At 58.2% G+C, this 22,753-nt stretch carries 20 protein-coding genes and 1 pseudogene; 5 read left to right on the forward strand and 16 right to left on the reverse strand.

Annotated features, from left to right (window positions below):
* Window positions 1-259: 259 nt before the first annotated feature.
* Window positions 260-337, forward strand: a pseudogene (locus AAEZ05_RS27110) (outer membrane lipoprotein carrier protein LolA); the annotation flags it as partial.
* Here the strand turns inward: AAEZ05_RS27110 and AAEZ05_RS27115 are convergent.
* Entirely contained in the window at window positions 333-1,337 is a 1,005-nt protein-coding gene (locus AAEZ05_RS27115) for an amidohydrolase family protein (RefSeq protein ID WP_350649634.1), read from the reverse strand. The pseudogene AAEZ05_RS27110 and the gene AAEZ05_RS27115 sit on opposite strands and share 5 nt — an antisense overlap.
* 153 nt (window positions 1,338-1,490) lie before the next feature.
* On the opposite strand from AAEZ05_RS27115, the gene AAEZ05_RS27120 reads away from it, so the two are divergent.
* Together AAEZ05_RS27120 and AAEZ05_RS27125 are read left to right on the forward strand one after the other, a co-directional pair.
* Window positions 1,491-1,907 (forward strand): OsmC family protein, encoded by a 417-nt coding sequence (locus AAEZ05_RS27120; RefSeq protein WP_350649636.1) that lies wholly within the window; start codon window positions 1,491-1,493, stop codon window positions 1,905-1,907.
* A gap of 61 nt (window positions 1,908-1,968) precedes the next feature.
* Window positions 1,969-2,829, forward strand: a complete 861-nt coding sequence (locus tag AAEZ05_RS27125; RefSeq protein WP_350649638.1) for a pirin family protein — start codon at window positions 1,969-1,971, stop codon at window positions 2,827-2,829.
* Window positions 2,830-2,957: 128 nt separating this feature from the next.
* Here AAEZ05_RS27125 and htpG read toward each other — a convergent pair whose 3' ends face one another.
* The 3 genes from htpG to AAEZ05_RS27140 form a co-directional block, all read right to left on the reverse strand.
* Complete coding sequence (gene htpG / locus AAEZ05_RS27130; protein WP_045060594.1) at window positions 2,958-4,862, reverse strand: molecular chaperone HtpG; 1,905 nt, start codon at window positions 4,860-4,862, stop codon at window positions 2,958-2,960.
* An 81-nt stretch (window positions 4,863-4,943) separates the two neighbouring features.
* Window positions 4,944-5,396, reverse strand: coding sequence for a PaaI family thioesterase (locus AAEZ05_RS27135; protein WP_045060547.1), 453 nt, complete (start codon window positions 5,394-5,396; stop codon window positions 4,944-4,946).
* Window positions 5,393-5,869, reverse strand: a complete 477-nt coding sequence (locus tag AAEZ05_RS27140; protein WP_045060546.1) for a PaaI family thioesterase — start codon at window positions 5,867-5,869, stop codon at window positions 5,393-5,395. Before AAEZ05_RS27140 ends, AAEZ05_RS27135 begins: the two co-directional genes overlap by 4 nt.
* Window positions 5,870-6,026: 157 nt before the next feature.
* Here AAEZ05_RS27140 and AAEZ05_RS27145 point away from each other — a divergent pair, with 157 nt between their 5' ends.
* Window positions 6,027-6,263, forward strand: coding sequence for a hypothetical protein (locus AAEZ05_RS27145; protein WP_045057766.1), 237 nt, complete (start codon window positions 6,027-6,029; stop codon window positions 6,261-6,263).
* A 77-nt stretch (window positions 6,264-6,340) separates the two neighbouring features.
* Here AAEZ05_RS27145 and AAEZ05_RS27150 read toward each other — a convergent pair whose 3' ends face one another.
* From AAEZ05_RS27150 to sdhC, 12 genes are all read right to left on the reverse strand, one after another.
* Window positions 6,341-6,742, reverse strand: coding sequence for an MAPEG family protein (locus tag AAEZ05_RS27150; protein WP_350649640.1), 402 nt, complete (start codon window positions 6,740-6,742; stop codon window positions 6,341-6,343).
* The gene (locus AAEZ05_RS27155) at window positions 6,742-7,479 is read right to left on the reverse strand and encodes a DUF599 domain-containing protein (RefSeq protein ID WP_045057764.1); all 738 of its coding nucleotides are present in this window, start codon (window positions 7,477-7,479) and stop codon (window positions 6,742-6,744) included. The genes AAEZ05_RS27150 and AAEZ05_RS27155 overlap by 1 nt, the downstream gene beginning before the upstream one ends.
* Before the next feature lie 275 nt (window positions 7,480-7,754).
* Window positions 7,755-9,068, reverse strand: coding sequence for a branched-chain amino acid transport system II carrier protein (gene brnQ, locus AAEZ05_RS27160; RefSeq protein WP_045057763.1), 1,314 nt, complete (start codon window positions 9,066-9,068; stop codon window positions 7,755-7,757).
* A 388-nt stretch (window positions 9,069-9,456) separates the two neighbouring features.
* On the reverse strand, window positions 9,457-10,338 hold the full coding sequence (gene sucD, locus AAEZ05_RS27165) for a succinate--CoA ligase subunit alpha (RefSeq protein ID WP_350649643.1): 882 nt from the start codon (window positions 10,336-10,338) through the stop codon (window positions 9,457-9,459).
* On the reverse strand, window positions 10,338-11,504 hold the full coding sequence (sucC, locus tag AAEZ05_RS27170; RefSeq protein ID WP_045057762.1) for an ADP-forming succinate--CoA ligase subunit beta: 1,167 nt from the start codon (window positions 11,502-11,504) through the stop codon (window positions 10,338-10,340). Before sucC ends, sucD begins: the two co-directional genes overlap by 1 nt.
* A 199-nt stretch (window positions 11,505-11,703) precedes the next feature.
* Window positions 11,704-13,140, reverse strand: coding sequence for a dihydrolipoyl dehydrogenase (lpdA, locus tag AAEZ05_RS27175; protein ID WP_045057761.1), 1,437 nt, complete (start codon window positions 13,138-13,140; stop codon window positions 11,704-11,706).
* Between the two features lie 98 nt (window positions 13,141-13,238).
* Window positions 13,239-14,465, reverse strand: a complete 1,227-nt coding sequence (gene odhB / locus AAEZ05_RS27180) for a 2-oxoglutarate dehydrogenase complex dihydrolipoyllysine-residue succinyltransferase (protein ID WP_205893842.1) — start codon at window positions 14,463-14,465, stop codon at window positions 13,239-13,241.
* Window positions 14,466-14,507: 42 nt separating this feature from the next.
* The gene (locus tag AAEZ05_RS27185) at window positions 14,508-17,339 is read right to left on the reverse strand and encodes a 2-oxoglutarate dehydrogenase E1 component (protein ID WP_045057759.1); all 2,832 of its coding nucleotides are present in this window, start codon (window positions 17,337-17,339) and stop codon (window positions 14,508-14,510) included.
* Between the two features lie 265 nt (window positions 17,340-17,604).
* Entirely contained in the window at window positions 17,605-18,309 is a 705-nt protein-coding gene (locus AAEZ05_RS27190) for a succinate dehydrogenase iron-sulfur subunit (RefSeq protein WP_045057758.1), read from the reverse strand.
* An 11-nt stretch (window positions 18,310-18,320) separates the two neighbouring features.
* The gene (gene sdhA / locus AAEZ05_RS27195) at window positions 18,321-20,093 is read right to left on the reverse strand and encodes a succinate dehydrogenase flavoprotein subunit (protein WP_045057757.1); all 1,773 of its coding nucleotides are present in this window, start codon (window positions 20,091-20,093) and stop codon (window positions 18,321-18,323) included.
* A gap of 3 nt (window positions 20,094-20,096) precedes the next feature.
* Window positions 20,097-20,465 carry a succinate dehydrogenase, hydrophobic membrane anchor protein gene (gene sdhD / locus AAEZ05_RS27200; protein WP_045057756.1) on the reverse strand — a complete coding sequence of 123 codons (369 nt, stop codon included), beginning with the start codon at window positions 20,463-20,465 and terminating at the stop codon, window positions 20,097-20,099.
* A complete protein-coding gene (gene sdhC / locus AAEZ05_RS27205) occupies window positions 20,459-20,833 on the reverse strand; it encodes a succinate dehydrogenase, cytochrome b556 subunit (protein ID WP_045057755.1) in 375 nt (124 codons plus the stop codon). The genes sdhD and sdhC overlap by 7 nt, the downstream gene beginning before the upstream one ends.
* Window positions 20,834-21,195: 362 nt before the next feature.
* Between sdhC and gltA the strand changes: the two genes are divergently transcribed.
* The gene (gene gltA / locus AAEZ05_RS27210; RefSeq protein WP_003222994.1) at window positions 21,196-22,485 is read left to right on the forward strand and encodes a citrate synthase; all 1,290 of its coding nucleotides are present in this window, start codon (window positions 21,196-21,198) and stop codon (window positions 22,483-22,485) included.
* Window positions 22,486-22,753: the final 268 nt, after the last annotated feature.

Below are 22,753 nucleotides of genomic sequence, written 5' to 3' on the forward strand. Positions count from 1 at the left end.
CTTGAAATACAAAACGCCCGATGCGGTGCATCGGGCGTTGGGGTGAAACAGATGTAAACCTATTTCAGGACTAGACATCGATTTCTTGCACCCTGCGGCGCGCCCCAGGCTTTTCGCGAGCGATGGTCGTTAACAATGACTCTGGGCACCTGCCCCCCCGCGGCGCCTTCAGGTTTTTCGCGAGCAAGCTCGCTCCTACAACGGGCGGCGTTTTCGCGAGCAAACGTACAATGCAACTGTAGGAGCTAGCTCGCTCGCGATGGTGGTTAACGATGACACTGGGCACCTGACACCCCGCGGCGCCCTCAGGTTTTTCGCGAGCAAGCTCGCTCCTACAAGGGGCGTGGCAGGATTGCGAGGAAATTGTCGCGGGCGACCTTTTTGGCAACGTCCTCGGGCAACGCATCCAGAAACGGATCGAAGCTGCGCATTTCCTTGCCGAGCTTGTTGAAGCGGCCCACCACGTCCGAACCGACCATGAAACGCTCCGGAAAGCGCTCCACCAGTGCCAGCCACTCCTGGCGCGGCTTGCCCTGCTCATCCAGCAGATACGGGGTCAGCAGGCTCCAGGACAGATCGATGAATAAATTGGGATAGGCCTCCAGCATGCGAGTCAGGGTCGGCAGCAGGAAATCCAGCTGGACCTGGTGCCGGTGAATTTCCGCACTGGTACCGGCATGGGCCCAGATGAATCGGGTGTGCGGATGGTTGCGCAACGGCTCTTCGATTTCCGCGAGGTAGAGCGGATTTTTCTCGCGCTTGGAGGTGATGTTGGAATGCACCATCACCGGTAGATCATTTTCCGCAGCCAGGTGATAAATCCGCGTCATGGCCTCGTTATTGGCCCGGGGGGTGTCACCGGAGGTCAAGGCGGTGACGTCGTCATGCCGGGTGAAGACCTCGCCGATGCCCTGCCACAAGCCTGGATAGAGGTCGAGCATGCGCTGGATATGCGCCGCTGAGTTTTTGTCGTTGGGATTGAAGCCTGACAGGAACGGGTGAAAACGTTGACGCTGGTCGAGCGTCAACTTGCTCACTGCCGCCGCCACTATGACGTCGGTTGCGCTGTACCAGTAGGCATCCGCATCATCACCTGCGTAGTAACGAGGTCGCTTGGGCTCATCTTCATGCCATTTCTTCGCGACCGGAATACCGGAGATCATCACATGCTCGATGCGATTGTCAGCCATCGCCTTGAGCAGCTTGGGCATGCCCGCCGTTTCCTGGAAAAAATCCACGTAATGCAGATGGGCATCGCTGTAGGCATATTCGCGCGCATTGGCCGCCGCGCTTGATAGCGCCAGCAAGCAGGCAAGGCTGAGTCGGAACGGATGCAAGGGCTATCTCCAGCGGTCAGGAACAGCGTAGACCCTCTAGGGAGCATCAGGGTTCACCGCGCAGGAAAGTGGAACGCTCACCCAACAGAATGCTCTATAACTTCACGGTCCGTTTTCATTGAACGATTTTTCCTACTGCCTGCGAGGTGCACCATGACAGTTACCGTCAATACCGTCTCCGCCGAAGGTTTTCGCCACAGCGTACAAATCGACGACCATGAACTCTTTGCCGATGTGCCAACCAGTTCAGGGGGTGAAGGCACCGCGCCGGAGCCGCATGACTATTTCGATGCAGCCCTGGGCGCCTGCAAGGCCCTGACCCTGAAGATGTACGCCAAAAAGAAAGACATCCCGCTGACCGGCGTAACAGTCGAGGTCAAGCGCGACAACAGTGAAGAGCAGAAAGGTAAATATGCCTTGCACGTCAAGCTGACGCTCAAGGGCGTACTCACCGACGCCCAGCGCGAAGAACTGCACCGCGTGGCCGATCGCTGCCCTGTCCACAAGCTGATGACCACCACCGACGTCAGCATCGAAACCCATCTGGCCGAGGGTGCATTCAGCCAATAGCGGCAGGGGCTGCGCAGGCGGGTTATGCTCTTGGCGTCACCCGCTCAGCCTGGAATGCACCATGAACTCTCCGCTCGTGATCCGCCCTCGCATCGAAGATGTCGCGGGCCAGCCGATTCTTCGCCCGTTGCCGTCGGCCAAGTGCCGCAGCGTCGGGCCCTTCGTTTTTTTTGACCACATGCTCAAAACCCGTTATGCCGCGGGAACGGGCATGAATATCCGCCAGCATCCGCATATCGGCCTTTCCACCCTCACCTACCTGTTTCAGGGACAGCTGCAGCACAAGGACAGCATTGGCTCCGATCAGATCGTCGCGGCAGGTGATGTCAGCTGGATGACCGCGGGCAGCGCCATTGCCCATGTGGAGCGTACGCCCGCCGCCTTGACGGAAAGCGGCTTCACGATGCATGGCTTGCAGGTCTGGCTCGCCTCTCCGAAGGCGCATGAACAGGGGCGGGGACATTACAGCCACCATCCAGCGGCCACCTTGCCGGTGAGTGACAACCTTGGGGTACAGATCCGCATGATTGCCGGCTCAGGCTTTTGCCTGGAATCGCCGGTGCCGGTGCTTTCTCCTACGTTGTACGCGGAACTGCACCTGCAAACGGCCACCACCCTGCTGATTCCCACCGAACATGAAGAGCGGGCGCTCTATGTACTCGATGGCGAGGCACAGCTCAACGGCGAGCCGGTTGAAGCGCATTCGCTGGTGGTGCTGCCGGCCGGGGAACAGATGACCCTGTTCGCCGAGAGCGACTGTCATGCCGTGTTGTTTGGTGGCGCGCCACTGGACGGTCCGCGACGCATCAACTGGAATTTTGTCGCGAGTGACCCGGCAGCGATCGATGAAGCGCGACGGCGCTGGGCGGCTGGGGATTGGCCGACAGTGCCGGGAGAAAGTGAGCGTATTGAGTTGCCTTGAGGCTTGAGGGCTATGGTGTCAGCACTGCGGCCTTCGCGGGCAAGTCGAAGAGGCCAGCTCTGACATAACCAAAACAAAGCCACAGGTAATAAAAAACCCGCCGAAGCGGGTTTTTTATTGCAGCTCGGTTAAACCGACAATTCAACCAACAGCTTGTTGAGACGACGCACATACGCCGCCGGGTCCTTCAAGCTGTCGCCGGCCGCCAGGGCCGCCTGATCGAACAGGATGTGCGACAGGTCGCCGAAGCGCTCGTCGCTCTGCTCGCTGTCGAGTTTCTCGATCAACGGGTGAGCCGGGTTGAATTCGAAAATCGGCTTCGAATCCGGCACCTTCTGCCCACTGGCTTCAAGGATCTGGCGCATCTGCAGGCCCAGGTCCTGTTCGCCGATGGCCAGGATCGCCGGCGAGTCGGTCAGGCGGTGGGAAACCCGCACTTCGGCAACGGAATCGCCCAGCGCAGTTTTCAGACGCTCAACCAGCCCTTCTTTGGACTTGGCAACTTCTTCAGCGGCTTTCTTGTCCTCCTCCGAGTCCAGGTTGCCCAGGTCCAGGTCACCGCGTGCCACGTCAACAAAGGTCTTGCCGTCGAAATCGCTGAGGTAGCTCATCAGCCACTCGTCGATACGGTCAGTCAGCAGCAGCACTTCGATGCCTTTCTTGCGGAAGACTTCCAGGTGCGGGCTGTTCTTGACCTGGGCATAGGTCTCGCCGGTCAGGTAATAGATCTTGTCCTGACCTTCCTTGGCGCGAGCCAGGTATTCGGCCAGCGACACGACCTGCTCGCCTTCTTCGCCCTGGGTGGAGGCGAAACGCAGCAGGCCGGCGATTTTTTCCTTGTTGGCGAAATCTTCTGCCGGGCCTTCTTTCATGACCTGACCGAAGTTCTTCCAGAAGCCTTTGTATTGCTCAGGCTCGTTCTTCGCCAGTTTTTCCAGCATGTCGAGGACGCGCTTGGTCAGCGCCGATTTCATCGAGTCGATGATCGGGTCTTTCTGCAGGATTTCCCGCGACACGTTCAGCGACAGGTCATTGGAATCGACCACGCCTTTGATGAAACGCAGGTACAGCGGCAGGAACGATTCGGCCTGATCCATGACGAACACGCGCTGCACGTAAAGCTTCAGGCCTTTCGGCGCTTCGCGCTGGTACAGGTCAAACGGGGCACGGGCCGGTACGTAGAGCAGCGAGCTGTATTCCAGCTTGCCTTCGACCTTGTTGTGGCTCCAGCTCAGCGGGTTTTCGAAATCGTGGGCGATGTGCTTGTAGAACTCCTGGTATTCCTCTTCCTTCACGTCATTGCGCGGGCGGGTCCACAGGGCACTGGCGCGGTTGACGGTTTCCCATTCAACGGCCGGTTGTTCTTCGCCTTCTGCTGCCGTGACTTCTTTTGGCAGTTCGATCGGCAAGGCAATGTGATCGGAGTACTTCTTGACGATGTTGCGCAGGCGCCAGCCATCAGCGAATTCGTCTTCACCGGATTTCAGGTGCAGCACGATGCGGGTGCCGCGCTCGGCTTTCTCGATAGTCGCCACTTCGAAGTCGCCTTCGCCCTTGGACGACCAGTGCACGCCTTCGCTGGCAGCATCGCCGGCACGACGGCTGTACACGTCGACTTTGTCGGCGACGATGAATGCAGAGTAGAAACCGACGCCGAACTGACCGATCAGGTGCGAGTCTTTCTTCTGGTCGCCCGACAGGTGTTTCATGAAGTCGGCAGTGCCGGACTTGGCGATGGTGCCCAGGTGGGTGATCGCGTCTTCGCGATTCATGCCAATGCCGTTGTCTTCGAGGGTGACGGTTTTGGCGTCTTTATCGAAGCTCACGCGGATTTTAAGTTCCGCGCCACCTTCCAGCAGCTCGGGCTTGGCCAGGGCTTCGAAACGTAATTTGTCGACAGCGTCAGAGGCGTTCGAGATCAATTCGCGAAGGAAGATTTCCTTGTTGGAATACAGCGAATGGATCATGAGGTGCAGCAGCTGCTTCACCTCGGTCTGGAAGCCCAGGGTTTCCTTTTGAGTTTCCACACTCATGGTCATCAAACTCCAATCAGATGGCAGTGGCCGCGACCTTCAGGGTCGGCGGCGGGTTGTCATCAGAGTTGGGGGCATGGATCAGGATTTCAAGGGCTCATCGATTTTGAAATGCGCTCGCGCCGTGGCAATCGGTTCATGTTGGGTGCTTTGCCAGGCGGTAATGGCCACGTTGGCAACACGCCGCCCCTGGCGGCACACCTGGCATCTGGCCCAGGTATCACGAAACTGCCCGGCCCGCAGGTAATCCAGGGAAAAGTCGATGATCTTCGGCACGCCCGGCGAACCGGTAAACACCAGCAGGTGCAGCGCTGCAGACAACTCCATGAACCCGGCAATCACTCCCCCATGGATCGCCGGCAATAAAGGGTTACCAATGTTGTCCTTGTTCGCCGGCAAGCGAAACAGCAACTCATCCCCCACTCGCGAGCATTCGACACCGATCAGCTTGGCGTAGGGAATCAGGTGCAACAGCGAGGCATAGTCGCCCTGCTCATGAGCCTGCTGCAGTTGCGTCTTGAAGGCGTCATTCATTTTGCACCTCCAGCCACAGCGGCGCCTGTGCCTTTGCTGCCCTTGATCACCTTGCCCATGCGCATGAAGGTGCCCACCACATGGGCTATGGGTTGCCCGGGATCGTCCTGGTAAGCGAAACCGCGGGCGAAGATCACGTCGGTGGTCACGCGGTAGCATTGCGCGAAACCGTACACGTCCTTATGCGGTTCAGCCGCGTGCATGTAGTCGATGCGCAGGTCGAGTGTGGGACAGACTTCGAATTCGGGCAGGACACAGAGTGTGGACATGCCGCAAGCGGTGTCCATCAGGGTGGTCAGGGCACCGCCATGGATGACGCCGGTCTGCGGATTGCCAACGATTTGGGCGCTATAGGGCAGGATGACGGTGAGCCCCTCCTGGCTGGCGCTGTGGACGCTCAGCCCAAGTACGTGACAGTGTCGCAACGCCGAAAGAAACCGCGTCGCGCGCTCAAAAACGGGGTTTTCAGCCATTTATCAAAATCCTTCCAAATGTTAAAGAATCGCATCAAGCACTGTCGCCAAAAGTTCCTGTAAGAATATTCTTATATATCTGTGTGATAGGAGGAACTTAACGCTGACGGCCATGCTCGAAAGGCCAGTAGATACTTTCCATAAGGAGAAACACCCCATGCAAAAGACTTTAGCTATTGCCTTGATGTTGACCGCTTCCCTTGGTCTCGCTGCTTGCGATAAAAAATCCGAGGACAAAGCTCAAGATGCTAACCAACATGCTGAGCAAGCTCAGCAAGACATGAACAAAGCACAGGATAAAGTGAACGACGCGGCCAAAGAAAACGCCGAAGCTGCCAAAGCTCAGGCCGAATCGAACGAAGCAGCAGCAAAAGAAGCAGCGCCTAAAAACTAAGACAGTTTTTAGCCTGCCAAAGAAAACCCGCCAAGTGCGGGTTTTCTTTTGCTTGTCATTTATGGCGCAAGCTGCAGTTAGAGCAAAATCGTTCTAAAAGTCGGACTAATCATCAACAGTAATGAACACGCTAACCCGACGATCCACACCAGGCTGCGCTGCCAGGCCAGGTCTGCCCAGTAGCACAACAGGTAGATGACGCGGGCAATCACGAAGATGATCGCCAGCGAGTCAATCAGCCATCCCGCGGTTTGCGTGGTATGCGCCATCAAGACACCCACCGCAAAAAGAATGAAGGCCTCGATGCTGTTTTGATGCGCCGCCAATGCCCGTGCACCAAACCCGGTGAGTTGTGCCTGTTGCTGGCGTGGCAGGTGATTATTGTAGCCCCCCTGCTCTTTCATGGCCTTGGCCACCGGCATACGGGCCACGTATATCAACAGCGCACTGATAAACACGCACCAGAACGGAATACTCATCAAACAGCCTCCTTGTTTGCGTCAGGCAACGGTGCCTCTGTAGGGGTATAGACCATCACATCAAGAACGTCGGAATGAAACTCCCGGCGATATAGCACCAGCACCACGCCGGCACTCATCAACATGAACAGCCAGGGGCTGACAAACCAGGCCAGCATGGTCATGCCAAAGTAATAGGAACGCAGGCCGAAGTTGAACTGGTTGGCCGCCATGGAGATGACTCGTGCCGCCCGGGAGGCGAAAGCCTTGCGCTCCTGCTCGGAGACGTGACGCTCCCCCACCATTGGTGCCGAGCCAATCAGGATCGCCGCGAAGTTGTACTGGCGCATGCACCAGCTGAAGGTAAAGAACGCATAGACGAACACCAGTGCCAGGCACAGTAATTTGATCTCGGACATGCCCTGTGACGCCTGTTGCACCATGGGGATATCGGCCAGCAGCGAAACCGCCCGCTCCGACGCGCCGAGGACGGTCAGGATACCGGCGAGGATAATCAAGGTGCTGGAGGCAAAGAACGACGCGTTGCGCTCCAGGTTGCCGACCACACTGGCATCGGCGATACGGTTGTCGCGCAGCAGCATGCGGCGCATCCAGTCTTCCCGATACAGGTGCAGCACACTGGCCAGGCAGGCGGTGTCCCGGGCTTTCCACGAGGCGTATCGGGTGTAGCCGCCCCAGCAGATGACGAACCAGAGCGCGGCAAGAAGGTGGATCAGGTTGGCTTGGATGAACGACATGCGGGTCCTTGTGATGGAGTGGCCGGAACACCATACCGCTGTAGGAACGAGCTCGCTCGCGAAGAACCTGAGAGCAACGCGTTTATCCGGAAAACACGCGCCATGGTTCGCGACCTTCGCCAGCAAGCTGGCCCCTGCAATGGGTATTGCAATGCTTCGACGTTAGCGCAGAAGAAAAGGCACCGCATCACCCCATAAAAAAATGCCCCGTATCGATTGATACGGGGCATTTCCATGTGGGCTCCAGCCCGCTTTTGACGGGCTGGCAAACCCGTTTAAGCCAGTGCTTCTTCGCGCTTGCCCAGCAGGCGGTCACACACCACCGCGACCACCAGGGTCATCACCGACGGCACCAGCCAGGCCAGGCCTTGCTCGCTCAGTGGCAGATGGGTCAGTTGGGTCGGCATCCAGTCCGCCAGGCCCGCACCCTTGAGGGCGTCGATCAGGCCGAAGATGAACGACACCAGCATCACCGGACCGACGATGCGGCCCTGCTCATGCCAGAAGTCCTTGCAGAAGCTCAGTGCGACCAAGGCGATGCACGGAGGATAGATCGCGGTCAGGACCGGGATCGAGAACGCGATCAGGTTGGTGAGGCCCAGGTTGGACACCAGCAGCGAGAACACGGCAAGGATGATCACCAGGGTCTTGTAGGACAGTGGCAACACGCGGCTGAAGTATTCAGCGCAGGCACAGGTCAGGCCGACCGCGGTCACCAGGCAGGCCAGCGAGATCAGCACCGCCAGGAAACCACTGCCCAGGGAGCCGAAGGTGTGCTGGACATAAGCGTGCAACACCGCCGCGCCATTGGTTGCGCCAGCGGCCACTTCATGGCTGCCGGAGCCCAGGCGGAACAGGCTGATATACACCAGCGCCAGGCCCACACCGGCAATGAGCCCGGCGATAATCGCATAGCGGGTGATCAAGGCAGGTGACTCGACACCACGGGAACGAATGGCATTGACGATGACGATGCCAAACACCAGTGCGCCCAGGGTATCCATGGTCAGGTAACCGTTGATGAAGCCTTGGGAGAACGGTGCCGCCACGTACTCAGGGGTGGCCACGCCGATATCACCGGCCGGCAGCGCGAACGCCGCTATACCGAGCGCCGCCAGGGCGATGATCTTCAGCGGTGCGAGGAAGCGGCCCACGGTGTCCAGCAGACGCCCCGGATACAGCGAGATGAAGAACACCAGCAGGAAGTACACCGAGCTGTAGAGGAACAGCGCCAGCGGGCTTTCGCCGGTCAACGGCGCCAGGCCAACTTCGAACGACACGGTGGCCGTGCGCGGCGTGGCGAACAGCGGACCCACGGCGAGGTAGCACGCGGCGGCCAGCAGGCCACCGGCAATTTTGCCGATCGGGCTGCTCAAGGCATCCATTGCGCCGCCGACCTTGGCCAGCGCGACCACAGTGATCACCGGCAGGCCGACCGCCGTGATCAGGAAACCCAACGCCGCCATCCAGACGTGCGGCCCGGACTGCAAACCGACGATAGGCGGGAAGATGATGTTGCCAGCCCCGACAAACAGGGCAAACGTCATAAAACCAAGTGCCAGAATGTCCTGGCCTTTCAACACTTTCATTAAGGAAATACCACACTACTGAATCGGAATTTAGAGAGGGATTTCCCTTGTGGGTGAGGGAAATGCTGTCGATCCGTATGGGACTGACCCGTTAAGCGCATGGCTGCCTTGTGGGCGGCGGACGCAAAATGGCGGCTAGACTAACGAATTTGTGCGGCAAACGCACTGTTAGGGGGCGAACTATCCGATACACGACATTTCCATGTCGCGTTTGCGTATGTAAAAGTCAAAAGATCGCAGCCTCGTTTCTCTCGGCAGCTCACAGGGGATTGCATTCCAACTGTAGGAGCTGCCGAGAGAAACGAGGCTGCGATCCTTTGATCTTCACAAACGACAAAGGCCACCCGAAGGTGGCCTTTGTCTGTAGAGCGTCAGCTAAGCGCGAAGCTTACTTGACAGCCCAACCGGTCAGCTCGGACAGAGCCTTGCCGATGTCTGCCAGCGAACGCACGGTTTTCACGCCTGCGTCTTCCAGGGCAGCAAACTTCTCGTCTGCAGTGCCCTTGCCGCCAGAGATGATTGCGCCAGCATGGCCCATGCGCTTGCCCGCAGGGGCAGTCACACCAGCGATGTAGGAAACAACCGGCTTGGTCACGTGTGCCTTGATGTAGGCAGCCGCTTCTTCTTCAGCCGAACCGCCGATCTCACCGATCATGACGATCGCTTCGGTCTTCGGGTCTTCCTGGAACAGCTTCAGGATGTCGATGAAGTTCGAACCCGGGATCGGGTCACCACCGATGCCGACACAAGTCGACTGACCGAAACCGGCGTCAGTAGTCTGCTTGACCGCTTCGTAGGTCAAGGTGCCGGAACGGGAAACGATACCGACCTTGCCTGGCAAGTGAATGTGACCTGGCATGATGCCGATCTTGCATTCGCCCGGAGTGATCACGCCTGGGCAGTTAGGGCCGATCAGGGTAACACCCAGTTCGTCGCACTTAACTTTAGCGTCCAGCATGTCCAGGGTAGGAATGCCTTCGGTGATGCAGACGATCAGCTTGATGCCGCCGAAAGCAGCTTCCAGGATCGAGTCCTTGCAGAAAGGAGCTGGAACGTAGATCACGCTGGCGGTAGCGCCAGTGGCTTCTACAGCATCTTTCACGGTGTTGAACACTGGCAGACCCAGGTGCTCGGTGCCGCCTTTGCCCGGAGTTACGCCACCAACCATCTTGGTGCCGTATTCGATGGCTTGCTGGGTGTGGAAACTACCTTGCGAACCGGTAATACCCTGGCAGATAACTTTGGTGTCTTTATTGATCAGGACGCTCATTATTTGCCCTCCGCAGCTTTAACGACTTGTTGAGCAGCGTCGGTCAGGCTGGTAGCAGCGATGATGTTCAAACCGCTTTCTGCCAGTACTTTAGCGCCCAGCTCAGCGTTGTTGCCTTCAAGGCGAACAACAACCGGGATTTTCACGCCGACTTCTTTCACTGCACCGATGATGCCTTCGGCAATCATGTCGCAGCGAACGATGCCGCCGAAGATGTTGACCAGTACTGCAGCGACGTTAGTGTCGGACAGGATGATCTTGAACGCTTCGGTAACGCGTTCTTTGGTAGCACCGCCGCCCACGTCGAGGAAGTTGGCTGGTTTGCCGCCATGCAGGTTGACGATGTCCATGGTACCCATGGCCAGGCCAGCACCGTTGACCATGCAACCGATGTTGCCTTCCAGCGCTACGTAGTTCAGTTCGAACTTGGCAGCGTGCGCTTCGCGCGGATCGTCTTGCGACGGATCGTGGAAAGTCTTCAGCTTAGGCTGACGGTACATGGCGTTGGCGTCGATGTTGATCTTCGCGTCGAGGCAATGCAGATCGCCGTCAGCCTTGATCACCAGCGGGTTCACTTCCAGCAGGGCCAGATCGTGATCCTGGAACAGTTTGGCCAGACCAACGAAGATCTTGGCGAACTGGGCAACTTGCTTGCCTTCCAGACCCAGCTGGAAAGCCAGCTCACGACCCTGGAATGGCTGAGCGCCCACCAGTGGATCGATAGTGGCCTTGAGGATTTTCTCAGGAGTATCGTGAGCGATTTTCTCGATGTCCACGCCACCTTCGGTGGAAGCCATGAACACGATGCGACGGCTCGAACGGTCAACAACAGCGCCCAGGTACAGCTCTTTGGCGATGTCAGTGCACGATTCAACCAGGATCTTGGTGACTGGCTGACCGTTGGCATCAGTCTGGTAAGTCACCAGACGCTTGCCCAACCACTGTTGAGCGAATGCTTTGGCGTCTTCCTTGCTGCGAACCAGCTTTACGCCGCCCGCTTTACCGCGACCACCTGCGTGAACCTGGGCTTTGACAACCCATTCGGTCCCGCCGATCTTGTCGCACGCTTCTGCTGCTGCTTCCGGGGTGTCTACGGCGAAACCCTGGGATACTGGCAGGCCGTACTCAGCGAACAGCTGCTTACCCTGATACTCGTGAAGATTCATGCTTATTACCGTCTTCGTTAGGTACTGCGCATTCGGTGCTGCACTTGTTCAGTGCCGCACCACCTGTGACTGCTGCTTGCGTAGACGTTCCGGATAACCGGTGAGACTACGCAAGGCTGCGTCCGGCGGACATTCCGCGGTGAGTCTTGCACGCAAGGCTCACGACGGGCCTTCCGTCGTGGTTTCTTATTGTCTTGTCTTAACGCTTCTTGCGGTTGGCAATGTGGATGGCGCCGCCATTCACTGCCAGGGCTGCTTCGTGCAAGGCTTCGGACAGGGTCGGATGGGAGAAAACCATCATGCCCAGGTCTTCAGCGCTGGTGCCGAATTCCATACCGATCGCGCCTTGTTGAACCAATTCTGCAGCGCTCGGGCCAATCACATGGACGCCCAACACGCGGTCAGTCTTGGCGTCGGCGATGACCTTGACGAAACCACCGGTATCGTTGGCTGCCATGGCACGGCCAGAGGCTGCAAACGGGAAGGTGCCGACGTTAACTTCAACGCCTTCAGCCTTCAAGACCTGCTCGGTTTTGCCAACCCACGCGATTTCCGGGTGAGTATAAATAACAGACGGGATCAGGTCATAGTTGATTTGGGCTTTGTGGCCCTTGATGCGCTCAACCACCATGATGCCTTCTTCGGACGCCTTGTGCGCCAGCATCATGCCGCGAACCACGTCGCCGATTGCGTAAACGCCCGGTACGCTGGTGGCGCACTGGTCGTCAACGAAAACAAAACCACGTTCGTCGATGTTCACACCGCTGTCAGCTGCCAGCAGCTCGGTGGTCACTGGACGGCGACCAACGGCAACGATCAGCTTGTCGAAGGTGATGTTCTGTTCGCCATTGGCATCGGTGTAGTTCACCACGACTTCGTCGCCGTTCACTTTCGAACCGGTGACGCGAGCGCCCAGCTTGATGTCCAGACCTTGTTTGGTCAGGGTCTTGAAGGCTTCCTTGGAAACGGCTTCGTCAGCCGCTGGCAGGAACTTCTCCAGTGCTTCCAGAACCACGACTTCGGAACCCAGACGCGACCAGACCGAACCCAGTTCCAGACCGATCACGCCAGCGCCGATAACGCCCAGACGTTTTGGAACCGATTGGAATTCCAGCGCGCCAGTCGAATCGACGATCACGTTCTGGTCAACCGGAGCCGGTGGAATGTCGATAGGACGCGAGCCGGATGCCAGGATCACGTTCTCGGCTTCGATGATTTCCACGGTGCCGTCAGGCTTGGTCAGCTCGACTTTCTTGCCGGCCAGCAGTTTGCCGTGGCCTTGCAGGGAAGTCACACCGTTGGCCTTGAACAGGGTGGCAACGCCAGAGGTCAGGCCTTTGACGATGTTGGCTTTACGGCCAACCATTGCTGCCACGTCCATGGTCACGCCAGCGTGATTGATACCGTGGATCGCGAAGCCTTCTTTGGCTTCCTTGTACTTCCAGGAGCTGTCCAGCAGCGCCTTGGATGGAATGCAGCCGACGTTCAGGCAAGTACCGCCCAGAGCCAGTTTGCCTTCCTTGTCGGTGTATTTCTCGATGCAGGCAGTCGAAAGACCCAGCTGCGCTGCCTTGATGGCAGCCACGTAGCCGCCAGGGCCCGCACCGATCACTACTACGTCAAATTTCTGCGACATTCAAAAAATCCTCTTTTGGCAACAAGCTTGAAGCCACAAGCCTCAAGCCAGGCTGCATATCCATGCAGCGCGTGGCTTGAGACCTGTGGCTGCTTCTATCAGATATCCAGCAGCAAACGAGCCGGGTCTTCCAGCAGGTTCTTGATGGTAACCAGGAAGGTCACAGCTTCTTTGCCATCGATCAGGCGGTGATCGTAGGACAGAGCCAGGTACATCATCGGACGGATAACGACCTGACCGTTGATCGCCATAGGACGCTGCAGAATGTTGTGCATGCCCAGGATGGCCGCTTGCGGCGGGTTGACGATCGGGGTCGACATCATCGAACCGAAGGTACCACCGTTGGTGATGGTGAAAGTGCCGCCGGTCATTTCGTCCATGGACAATTTGCCGTCACGCGCCTTCTTGCCGAAGGTGGCGATGCCGCCTTCGATTTCAGCCAGGCTCATCAGTTCGGCGTTACGCAGAACCGGAACCACCAGGCCGCGATCGCTGGAAACCGCTACACCAACGTCGGCATAGCCGTGGTAGACGATATCGGCACCGTCGATCGACGCGTTGACAGCCGGGAAGCGTTTCAGCGCTTCGGTGGCAGCCTTGACGAAGAACGACATGAAGCCCAGGCGTACGCCGTTGTGGCTCTTCTCGAACAGGTCCTTGTACTTCGAACGCAGGGCCATGACTTCAGTCATGTCGACTTCGTTGAAAGTGGTCAGCATCGCCATGTTCGACTGCGCTTCAACCAGGCGCTTGGCCACGGTAGCGCGAACGCGGGTCATCGGTACGCGTTTCTCGATGCGGTCGCCAGCGGCGAACACTGGCGCAGCGGCAGCAGGAGCTGCAGCCTTGGCAGGCGCGGCAGCCGGAGCGGATTTCTTGGCGGCAACAGCAGCCACCACGTCTTCCTTGGTCACACGACCGCCTTTGCCGGTGCCGGCAACGGAGGCGATGTTGATGCCGTTCTCTTCAGCCAGCTTGCGAGCAGCCGGTGCAGCAACAGGATCGTCTTCGCCTTCGGCAGCAGGAGCAGCAGCGGCTTGGGCAGCGGCTGGAGCAGCAGCGGCAGCCGCTGGAGCGGCAGCGGCGCCACCTGCTTCGATCGAGCCCAGTACTTCGTCGGACAGAACGGTTTCGCCTTCGTTCTTGACGATTGCGCCCAACACGCCGTCGGCAGTAGCCAACACTTCCAGCACAACCTTGTCGGTTTCGATGTCGACGATCAGGTCATCACGCTTTACAGCGTCGCCCGGTTGTTTGTGCCAGGTGGCAACGGTGCCATCGGCAACCGATTCCGGGAAAGTGGGGGCTTTGATTTCGATAGCCATTATCTGTGGGTCCTTAAATTCGGTTTCAGGTGCGCGAAGGCGTTAAACAGTAAAGGCGGCTTGCAGCAGTTTTTCCTGCTGCTCGGCGTGCATCGATGCATAACCACAAGCAGGTGCAGCGGAAGCATCACGACCGGCGTACTCGAGTACGAGTGCCTTGTTGTGATTGCCAACGATGCGGCGCATGTGGTGCTGGCTGCAGTACCAGGCACCCTGGTTCATCGGCTCTTCCTGACACCAAACGATATGTTTGAGGTTGGTGTACGGAGCCAAGACTTCGTTCAAGTCGTCCTCAGGGAATGGGTACAACTGCTCGATGCGCACGACGGCGATGTCGTCACGACCTTCGGCACGGCGTTTTTCCAGCAGGTCGTAGTAGACCTTGCCGCTACACAGAACAATGCGCTCGACCTTGGACGGGTCCAGTGCATCGATTTCCGGGATAACGGTCTGGAACGAACCTTCGGCCAGATCTTCCAGGGTCGATACGGCCAGTTTGTGACGCAGCAACGACTTTGGAGTCAGCACGATCAGCGGCTTGCGCAGCGGACGGATCACCTGGCGACGCAGCAAGTGGTAGATCTGGGCCGGCGTGGTCGGTACCGCAACCTGGATGTTGTGCTCGGCGCACAGCTGCAGGTAACGCTCCAGACGAGCCGAGGAGTGCTCCGGACCCTGACCTTCATAACCGTGCGGCAGCAACATGGTCAGACCGCAGAGACGGCCCCACTTGTGCTCGCCACTGGTGATGAACTGGTCGATAACCACCTGGGCACCGTTGGCGAAGTCACCGAACTGGGCTTCCCAGATCACCAGCGCCTCAGGCGTGGTGGTCGAGTAACCGTATTCGAACGCCAGTACGGCTTCTTCGGACAGGAACGAATCGTACAGGTCGAAACGAGGCTGGCCCTTGTACAGGTTCTGCAGCGGGATGTAGGTGCCCGCGTCTTTCTGGTTGTGCAGCACAGCGTGACGGTGCGAGAACGTACCGCGACCGATGTCCTGACCCGTCATGCGAATCGGGTGACCTTCGAACGCCAGGGTCGCGTACGCCATGGTTTCGGCGTAACCCCAGTTGATCGGCAGGCCGCCGGCTTGCATTTTCTGACGGTCTTCGTAGATCTTCGAAACCTGGCGCTGAACCACAAAGCCTTCCGGAATTTCCAGCAGCTTGGCCGACAGTTCCTGCAAGGTCTTGAGGTCGAAACGAGTGTCGTGACGCGCGGTCCAGGCGTGGCCCAGATACGGACGCCAGTCCACGAACAACTCTTTGTTCGGCTCTTTGACCAGGCTTTTAACAACATGCAGGCCGTTGTCCAGCGCGTTGCGGTATTCGTCGACTTTCGCCTGAACACGCTCTGCGTCGAGCACACCGCCCTGGGTCAGGCGATCAGCGTACAGCTCACGGGTGGTGCGCTGCTTGGTGATCTGCTGATACATGATCGGCTGGGTGCCGCTAGGCTCGTCGGCCTCGTTGTGGCCGCGACGACGGTAGCAGACCAGGTCGATCACTACGTCACGCTTGAACTGCATGCGGTAGTCGATCGCCAGCTGGGTCACGAACAACACGGCTTCCGGATCATCGCCATTCACATGGAGGATCGGCGCCTGGATCATTTTCGCAACGTCGGTGGCGTACTCGGTGGAGCGCGAGTCCAGCGGGTTGCTGATGGTGAAACCAACCTGGTTGTTGATCACGATGTGCACGGTACCGCCGGTCTTGAAACCGCGGGTCTGCGACATCTGGAAGGTTTCCATCACCACGCCCTGACCGGCGAATGCCGCGTCACCGTGGATGGAGATCGGCAGCACTTTCTCGCCGGTAGGGTCGTTACGACGATCCTGACGGGCGCGCACCGAACCCTCGACCACTGGAGATACGATTTCCAGGTGGGACGGGTTGAATGCCATGGCCAGGTGAACTTCACCGCCGGTGGTCATGACGTTGGACGAGAAGCCCTGGTGATATTTAACGTCACCGGAACCCAGCTCGACCTTCTTCTTGCCTTCGAACTCGTCGAACAGCTCGCGCGGGTTCTTGCCGAAGGTGTTGACCAGCACGTTCAGACGGCCACGGTGGGCCATGCCGATAACGATTTCCTTGGTGCCGTAGGAACCGGAACGCTGGATCAGCTCGTCGAGCATCGGAATCAGGCTCTCGCCGCCTTCCAGGCCGAAACGCTTGGTACCCGGGTATTTGGTACCCAGGTATTTTTCCAGGCCTTCGCCGGCAGTGACACGCTCGAGCAGGTGGCTCTTGATGTCGGCGGAGTAAGTCGGACGGCCGCGTACGCTTTCCAGACGTTGCTGGAACCACTGGCGCTGCTCGGAATCGGTGATGTGCGTGAATTCAGCGCCGATGGTGCGGCAATATGTCTGCTGCAACGCTTCGTGAATTTCGCGTAGGCTCGCCTCCTCTTTGCCGATGAACAGGTCGCCGGCACGGAAGGTCGTATCAAGATCGGCATTGGTCAAGCCGTAATGATTGATCGACAGGTCTGCAGGTGCAGGACGCTGCCACAGCCCCAGCGGGTCAAGCTGGGCTGCCTGGTGGCCACGCATACGGTAGGCCTGGATCAATCGCAGCACTTCAACTTGCTTCTTCTCGTGCTCACTGCTCACGCTGCCGGCGGAAACCGGTTGGGCGCGGCGCTGGTTCTTTGCCAGCAAGACGAAATGATCGCGAATCGTGGAGTGCGAAACATCGGTGGCAGTGTTGCCATCAGCAGGCAACTTCTGGAAGTAGGTGCGCCACTCTTCTGGCACAGCGTTAGGGTCGTGCAGGTAGAGCTCGTAGAGCTCTTCCACATAGGCAGCGTTACTACCGGATAGGTAGGCGCTGTTCCACATGCGCTGCATCACGCTTTCTTGCATGCTTGGTCACCCTCGGTTAGGGGAACACCACCGGCGTCGACACCGAGCACGCTTGCAGAAGTCCGAATGCAGCGACTAAAACAAGCCACCTAGGATCACGCTGATAGTCCGGGTACCAGCCCGGATGCCCCTGCTTGTCTCATTTCTTCAAAATAAGAGCTGCAGCTTTTTGAGCTGCTGCTCAGGTTAAAACTACGGCGCCGGTTGAAGCCTGCGCCGTAGCATCTACGGGTACAGCGGTACTGCGCTTACAACAGCATCTGAATCACACGCCGCTTTGCAGCAGCATGTTACGGATGTGACCGATGGCCTTAGTCGGGTTCAGGCCTTTGGGACATACGTTGACGCAGTTCATGATCCCGCGGCAGCGGAATACGCTGAACGGGTCATCCAGCGAAGCCAGACGCTCGGACGTCTTGGTGTCACGGCTGTCTGCCAGGAAGCGGTACGCTTGCAGCAAAGCAGCTGGACCCAGGAACTTGTCCGGGTTCCACCAGAAGGACGGGCAAGAGGTCGAGCAGCAGGCGCACAGGATGCACTCGTACAGACCGTCGAGCTTTTCACGCTCTTCAGGGGACTGCAGACGCTCGATGGCCGGAGCCGGCGTGTCGTTCTGCAGGTAAGGCTTAACCTTCTCGTATTGCTTGTAGAAGATGCTCATATCGACGACCAGGTCACGGATAACCGGCAAACCTGGCAGCGGACGAACAACCAACTTGTTACCTTTTACGACAGCGGACAATGGCGTAACGCACGCCAGGCCGTTTTTGCCGTTGATGTTCATGCCGTCGGAACCGCAAACACCTTCACGGCAAGACCGACGATAGGAGAAACCCTCGTCCTGCTCTTTGATCAGGGCCAGCACGTCCAGCACCATCAGGTCTTTACCACCGGTATCGACCTGGAATTCCTGCATGAACGGCGCGGCGTCCTGATCAGGGTTGTAACGATAAACGCTGACTTTCAACATGGCAGCCACCCTTAATAAGTCCGAATCTTAGGTTCAAAAGTCGGAACAGTTTTCGGCGAGAAGTTCACGGCACGCTTGGTTACGCGCTTGTCACCCGGGAAGTACAGGGTGTGGCACAGCCAGTTTTCGTCGTCGCGATCTTCGAAATCTTCACGGGCGTGAGCACCGCGGGACTCTTTACGCACTTCAGCAGCGATTGCAGTGGCTTCGGCCACTTCCAGCAGGTTCTGCAACTCCAGCGCTTCGATCCGCGCAGTATTGAACGCCTGCGACTTGTCGTTGATCTTGACGTTGGCGATGCGTGTACGCAGGTCGGCCAGCTGGGCAATCCCCTTCTGCATGTATTCGCCAGTACGGAATACACCGAAGTAGTTCTGCATGCAGCTTTGCAGCTCGCGACGCAGGGTTGCCACGTCTTCGCCATCGGTACGCTCGTTCAGGGCGGACAGACGCGACAGGGCTGCTTCGATATCGGCGTCGGTGGCGTCATCGTATTCGATGCCGTCGGTCAGCGCCTTTTCCAGGTGCAGGCCGGCCGCGCGACCGAATACCACCAGGTCGAGCAACGAGTTACCGCCCAGGCGGTTGGCACCGTGAACCGATACGCAAGCCACTTCGCCTACAGCGAACAGGCCATGAATGATCTCGTCCACGCCTTCAGCGTTCTGGGTGATCGCCTGACCATGAATGTTGGTCGGAACACCGCCCATCATATAGTGGCAAGTCGGAACAACCGGAACCGGGGCGACAACCGGATCAACGTGCGCGAAAGTCTTCGACAGTTCGCAGATGCCTGGCAGACGGCTGTGCAGCACTTCCTCGCCCAGGTGGTCGAGTTTGAGCATCACGTGGTCGCCATTCGGACCGCAACCGTTGCCGGCGATGATTTCTTTAACCATCGAACGGGCAACCACGTCACGACCGGCAAGGTCTTTCGCGTTCGGAGCATAACGCTCCATGAAACGCTCGCCGTGCTTGTTGATCAGGTATCCACCTTCACCACGGCAACCTTCGGTAACCAGTACACCGGCGCCGGCGATGCCGGTCGGGTGGAACTGCCACATTTCGATGTCTTGTACCGGAACGCCAGCACGCAGGGCCATGCCGACGCCGTCACCGGTGTTGATCAGGGCATTGGTGGTGGAGGCGTAGATACGACCGGCACCACCGGTCGCCAGGACGGTAGCCTTGGCACGGATGTAGCTGGTTTCGCCGGTTTCGATGCAGATGGCAATCACGCCAACGAATGCGCCGTCCTGGTTTTTAACCAGGTCAACCGCGTAGTACTCGTTCAGGAACGTGGTGCCGGCTTTCAGGTTGCCCTGATAAAGCGTGTGCAGCAGCGCGTGACCGGTACGGTCGGAAGCGGCGCACGTACGGGCAGCCTGCCCGCCTTTACCGTAATCCTTCGACTGACCGCCGAATGGACGCTGGTAGATACGGCCTTGCTCGGTACGGGAGAACGGCAGACCCATGTGGTCCAGCTCGAACACCGCGGCCGGGCCTTCCTGACACATGTATTCGATAGCGTCCTGGTCACCGATGTAGTCGGAACCCTTGACGGTATCGTACATGTGCCAGCGCCAGTCATCGTTTGGATCGGCAGAAGCGATGGCGCAAGTGATGCCACCCTGGGCCGAAACGGTGTGCGAACGGGTCGGGAACACCTTGGTGATCACGGCAGTCTTGTGACCGCCCTGGGCCAGTTGCAGCGCCGCGCGCATGCCGGCACCGCCACCACCAATAATGATGGCGTCGAATGAAATCGTTGGAATGTTAGCCATGGATCAGATACCCCAGAGAATCTGCACACCCCAGACGAAGTAAGCGAACATCGCAACGCCGCATACTGCCTGGAAAAGGAAACGTACTGCAGTCGCGGACTTGCCCAGCGCCATCGGCGTCAGGTAGTCGGTCGCGATGGTCCACATGCCGACCCAGGCGTGAGCACCCAGGGCAACGAGGGCCAGCAGACTGAAGATACGCATCCCGTTGTGGGCGAACAGGCCATGCCACTGCTCGTAGCCAATGCCCGGATTCGCTGCGAGGTATCCGATCAGGAAAATGAAATAAGCCGCGAGAACGACCGCAGACACTCGTTGTGCCATCCAGTCGTAGAGGCCAGAACGCGAAAGGTTCGTAACGCTGGTTACCATATCCAAACTCCTGCCAGAACGATCAACACCACGGAAACCGCGATGATAATTTTCGAGCCCAGGCGGCCGCCTTCCAGCGTCTCACCGATGCCCATATCCATGATCAAGTGGCGCACGCCGGCTACCAGGTGATAAAGCAGAGCGGACAGGAGACCCCATGCTACGAACTTGGCCAGCGGGCTGGTCAAGGTTGCCTTCACCTCGGCAAAACCTTCCTCGGAGCCCAGGGATTTGCCCAATGCATAAAGCATGAAGCCAAGGCCCAGGAAGAGGATGATGCCGGAAACACGGTGCAGGAACGACGTAACGCCGGTGATGGGGAGTTTGATGGTCCTTAGGTCTAGGTTTACAGGTCGTTGGCTTTTCACGGCTTTTTTTCACACTGAAGAGCCCCTAACAATCAGGGCAAAGTTGTTGGGGAGTGCACTGGTCAGGTAACCACCACCCAGGGATGCGACCCCCAATAAAGCAGGCCCAAAAGCCCCTGGAGGTCGGTGGCCGAGTATAGACAGTTAGGCTACTAATGACAACGCGTTCACCTTCCCCTAATAGCGCATTGCACAAGTTGGATAAAAGGCGTAAACGGCAGACAATTTCGAGGAAAAAGTCCGGTTAAAGCCTTCTGGAGCAAGACTTTAGGCAAATTGACATTCGAATTTATCTCACTATAGTGGTGCGGGCCCTGCGTGGGGGGTCTGTCTGATGATTTCAAGCATAAATAGGAGGCCACATGGCTGACAAAAAAGCGCAGTTGATCATCGAGGGCGCAGCCCCCGTCGAGCTGCCCATTTTAACCGGCACCGTTGGTCCCGATGTTATCGACGTTCGGGGCCTGACGGCCACGGGCCGTTTCACCTTTGACCCTGGTTTCATGTCGACCGCCTCGTGCGAGTCGAAGATTACCTATATCGACGGCGACAACGGCATTTTGTTGCACCGCGGCTACCCGATCGAACAGCTCGCTGAAAAATCGGACTACCTGGAAACCTGCTATCTGCTGCTCAACGGCGAATTGCCGACTGCAGAACAGAAAGCCCAGTTCGTCAGCACCGTCAAGAACCACACCATGGTTCATGAGCAGCTGAAGACCTTTTTCAACGGTTTCCGTCGCGACGCCCACCCGATGGCCGTCATGTGCGGTGTAGTTGGCGCCCTCTCGGCCTTCTATCACGACTCCCTGGACATCAATAACCCGCAGCATCGCGAAATCTCCGCGATCCGCCTGGTTGCCAAGATGCCGACCCTGGCAGCGATGGTTTACAAGTACTCCATGGGTCAACCCATGATGTACCCGCGCAACGACCTGACGTACGCGGAAAACTTCCTGCACATGATGTTCAACACCCCGTGCGAGATCAAACCGATCAGCCCGGTACTCGCCAAGGCCATGGACCGGATCTTCATCCTCCATGCCGACCACGAGCAGAACGCATCGACCTCCACCGTACGCCTGGCCGGCTCTTCGGGTGCCAACCCGTTCGCCTGTATCGCCGCCGGCATCGCTGCACTGTGGGGCCCTGCCCACGGCGGCGCGAACGAGGCTGTCCTGACCATGCTCGACGAGATTGGCGATGTGTCGAACATCGACAAGTTCATTGCCAAGGCCAAGGACAAGAACGATCCGTTCAAACTGATGGGCTTCGGTCACCGGGTCTACAAGAACCGCGACCCACGCGCCACAGTGATGAAGCAGACCTGCGACGAAGTATTGAAAGAGCTGGGCATCAACAACGATCCGCAACTCGAACTGGCCATGCGCCTGGAAGAGATCGCCCTGACCGATCCGTACTTCATCGAGCGCTCGCTGTACCCGAACGTCGACTTCTACTCGGGCATCATCCTCAAGGCGATCGGCATTCCAACCAGCATGTTCACCGTGATCTTCGCCCTGGCGCGGACCGTCGGCTGGATCTCCCACTGGAAAGAAATGCTCTCCAGCCCGTACAAGATCGGCCGCCCGCGCCAGTTGTACACCGGCTACGAGTCGCGTGACATTACCAAGCTGGAAGATCGTAAATAAGACCTGTCTTGCGATAACGTCTTGACGCTGCACCGGGAACGGCCTCTATGTGAATAGAGGCCGTTTTTGTTTGCCTGGGCTTTACGCAATGACTGAACCACCGCTATCGCCAGCAGGCTGGCTCCCACAGGAAGCACACATTCCAATGTGGGAGCCAGCCCGGGCTTTAGGCAATGACTGAACCACCGCTATCGCCAGCAGGCTGGCTCCCACAGGAAGCTCATACTCCAATGTGGGAGCCAGCCTTGGTTTTAGGCAATGACTGAAC

Origin of the sequence: Pseudomonas sp. HY13-MNA-CIBAN-0226, from assembly GCF_040310305.1 — a bacterium.
GTDB classification, from domain to species: domain Bacteria; phylum Pseudomonadota; class Gammaproteobacteria; order Pseudomonadales; family Pseudomonadaceae; genus Aquipseudomonas; species Aquipseudomonas gregormendelii.

What these genes read in the sequence shown, in the direction of transcription:
- AAEZ05_RS27185 (WP_045057759.1), bottom strand. Translation starts at nt 17,339, where the DNA reads ATGCAAGAAAGCGTGATGCAGCGCATGTGGAACAGCGCCTACCTATCC.
- AAEZ05_RS27135 (WP_045060547.1), bottom strand. Translation starts at nt 5,396, where the DNA reads ATGAATGACGCCTTCAAGACGCAACTGCAGCAGGCTCATGAGCAGGGC.
- AAEZ05_RS27140 (WP_045060546.1), bottom strand. Translation starts at nt 5,869, where the DNA reads ATGGCTGAAAACCCCGTTTTTGAGCGCGCGACGCGGTTTCTTTCGGCG.
- gltA (WP_003222994.1), top strand. Translation starts at nt 21,196, where the DNA reads ATGGCTGACAAAAAAGCGCAGTTGATCATCGAGGGCGCAGCCCCCGTC.
- AAEZ05_RS27125 (WP_350649638.1), top strand. Translation starts at nt 1,969, where the DNA reads ATGAACTCTCCGCTCGTGATCCGCCCTCGCATCGAAGATGTCGCGGGC.
- sdhD (WP_045057756.1), bottom strand. Translation starts at nt 20,465, where the DNA reads ATGGTAACCAGCGTTACGAACCTTTCGCGTTCTGGCCTCTACGACTGG.
- sucD (WP_350649643.1), bottom strand. Translation starts at nt 10,338, where the DNA reads ATGAGCGTCCTGATCAATAAAGACACCAAAGTTATCTGCCAGGGTATT.
- htpG (WP_045060594.1), bottom strand. Translation starts at nt 4,862, where the DNA reads ATGAGTGTGGAAACTCAAAAGGAAACCCTGGGCTTCCAGACCGAGGTG.
- AAEZ05_RS27120 (WP_350649636.1), top strand. Translation starts at nt 1,491, where the DNA reads ATGACAGTTACCGTCAATACCGTCTCCGCCGAAGGTTTTCGCCACAGC.
- AAEZ05_RS27145 (WP_045057766.1), top strand. Translation starts at nt 6,027, where the DNA reads ATGCAAAAGACTTTAGCTATTGCCTTGATGTTGACCGCTTCCCTTGGT.
- AAEZ05_RS27150 (WP_350649640.1), bottom strand. Translation starts at nt 6,742, where the DNA reads ATGAGTATTCCGTTCTGGTGCGTGTTTATCAGTGCGCTGTTGATATAC.
- lpdA (WP_045057761.1), bottom strand. Translation starts at nt 13,140, where the DNA reads ATGTCGCAGAAATTTGACGTAGTAGTGATCGGTGCGGGCCCTGGCGGC.
- odhB (WP_205893842.1), bottom strand. Translation starts at nt 14,465, where the DNA reads ATGGCTATCGAAATCAAAGCCCCCACTTTCCCGGAATCGGTTGCCGAT.
- AAEZ05_RS27190 (WP_045057758.1), bottom strand. Translation starts at nt 18,309, where the DNA reads ATGTTGAAAGTCAGCGTTTATCGTTACAACCCTGATCAGGACGCCGCG.
- sdhA (WP_045057757.1), bottom strand. Translation starts at nt 20,093, where the DNA reads ATGGCTAACATTCCAACGATTTCATTCGACGCCATCATTATTGGTGGT.
- brnQ (WP_045057763.1), bottom strand. Translation starts at nt 9,068, where the DNA reads ATGAAAGTGTTGAAAGGCCAGGACATTCTGGCACTTGGTTTTATGACG.
- sucC (WP_045057762.1), bottom strand. Translation starts at nt 11,504, where the DNA reads ATGAATCTTCACGAGTATCAGGGTAAGCAGCTGTTCGCTGAGTACGGC.
- AAEZ05_RS27155 (WP_045057764.1), bottom strand. Translation starts at nt 7,479, where the DNA reads ATGTCGTTCATCCAAGCCAACCTGATCCACCTTCTTGCCGCGCTCTGG.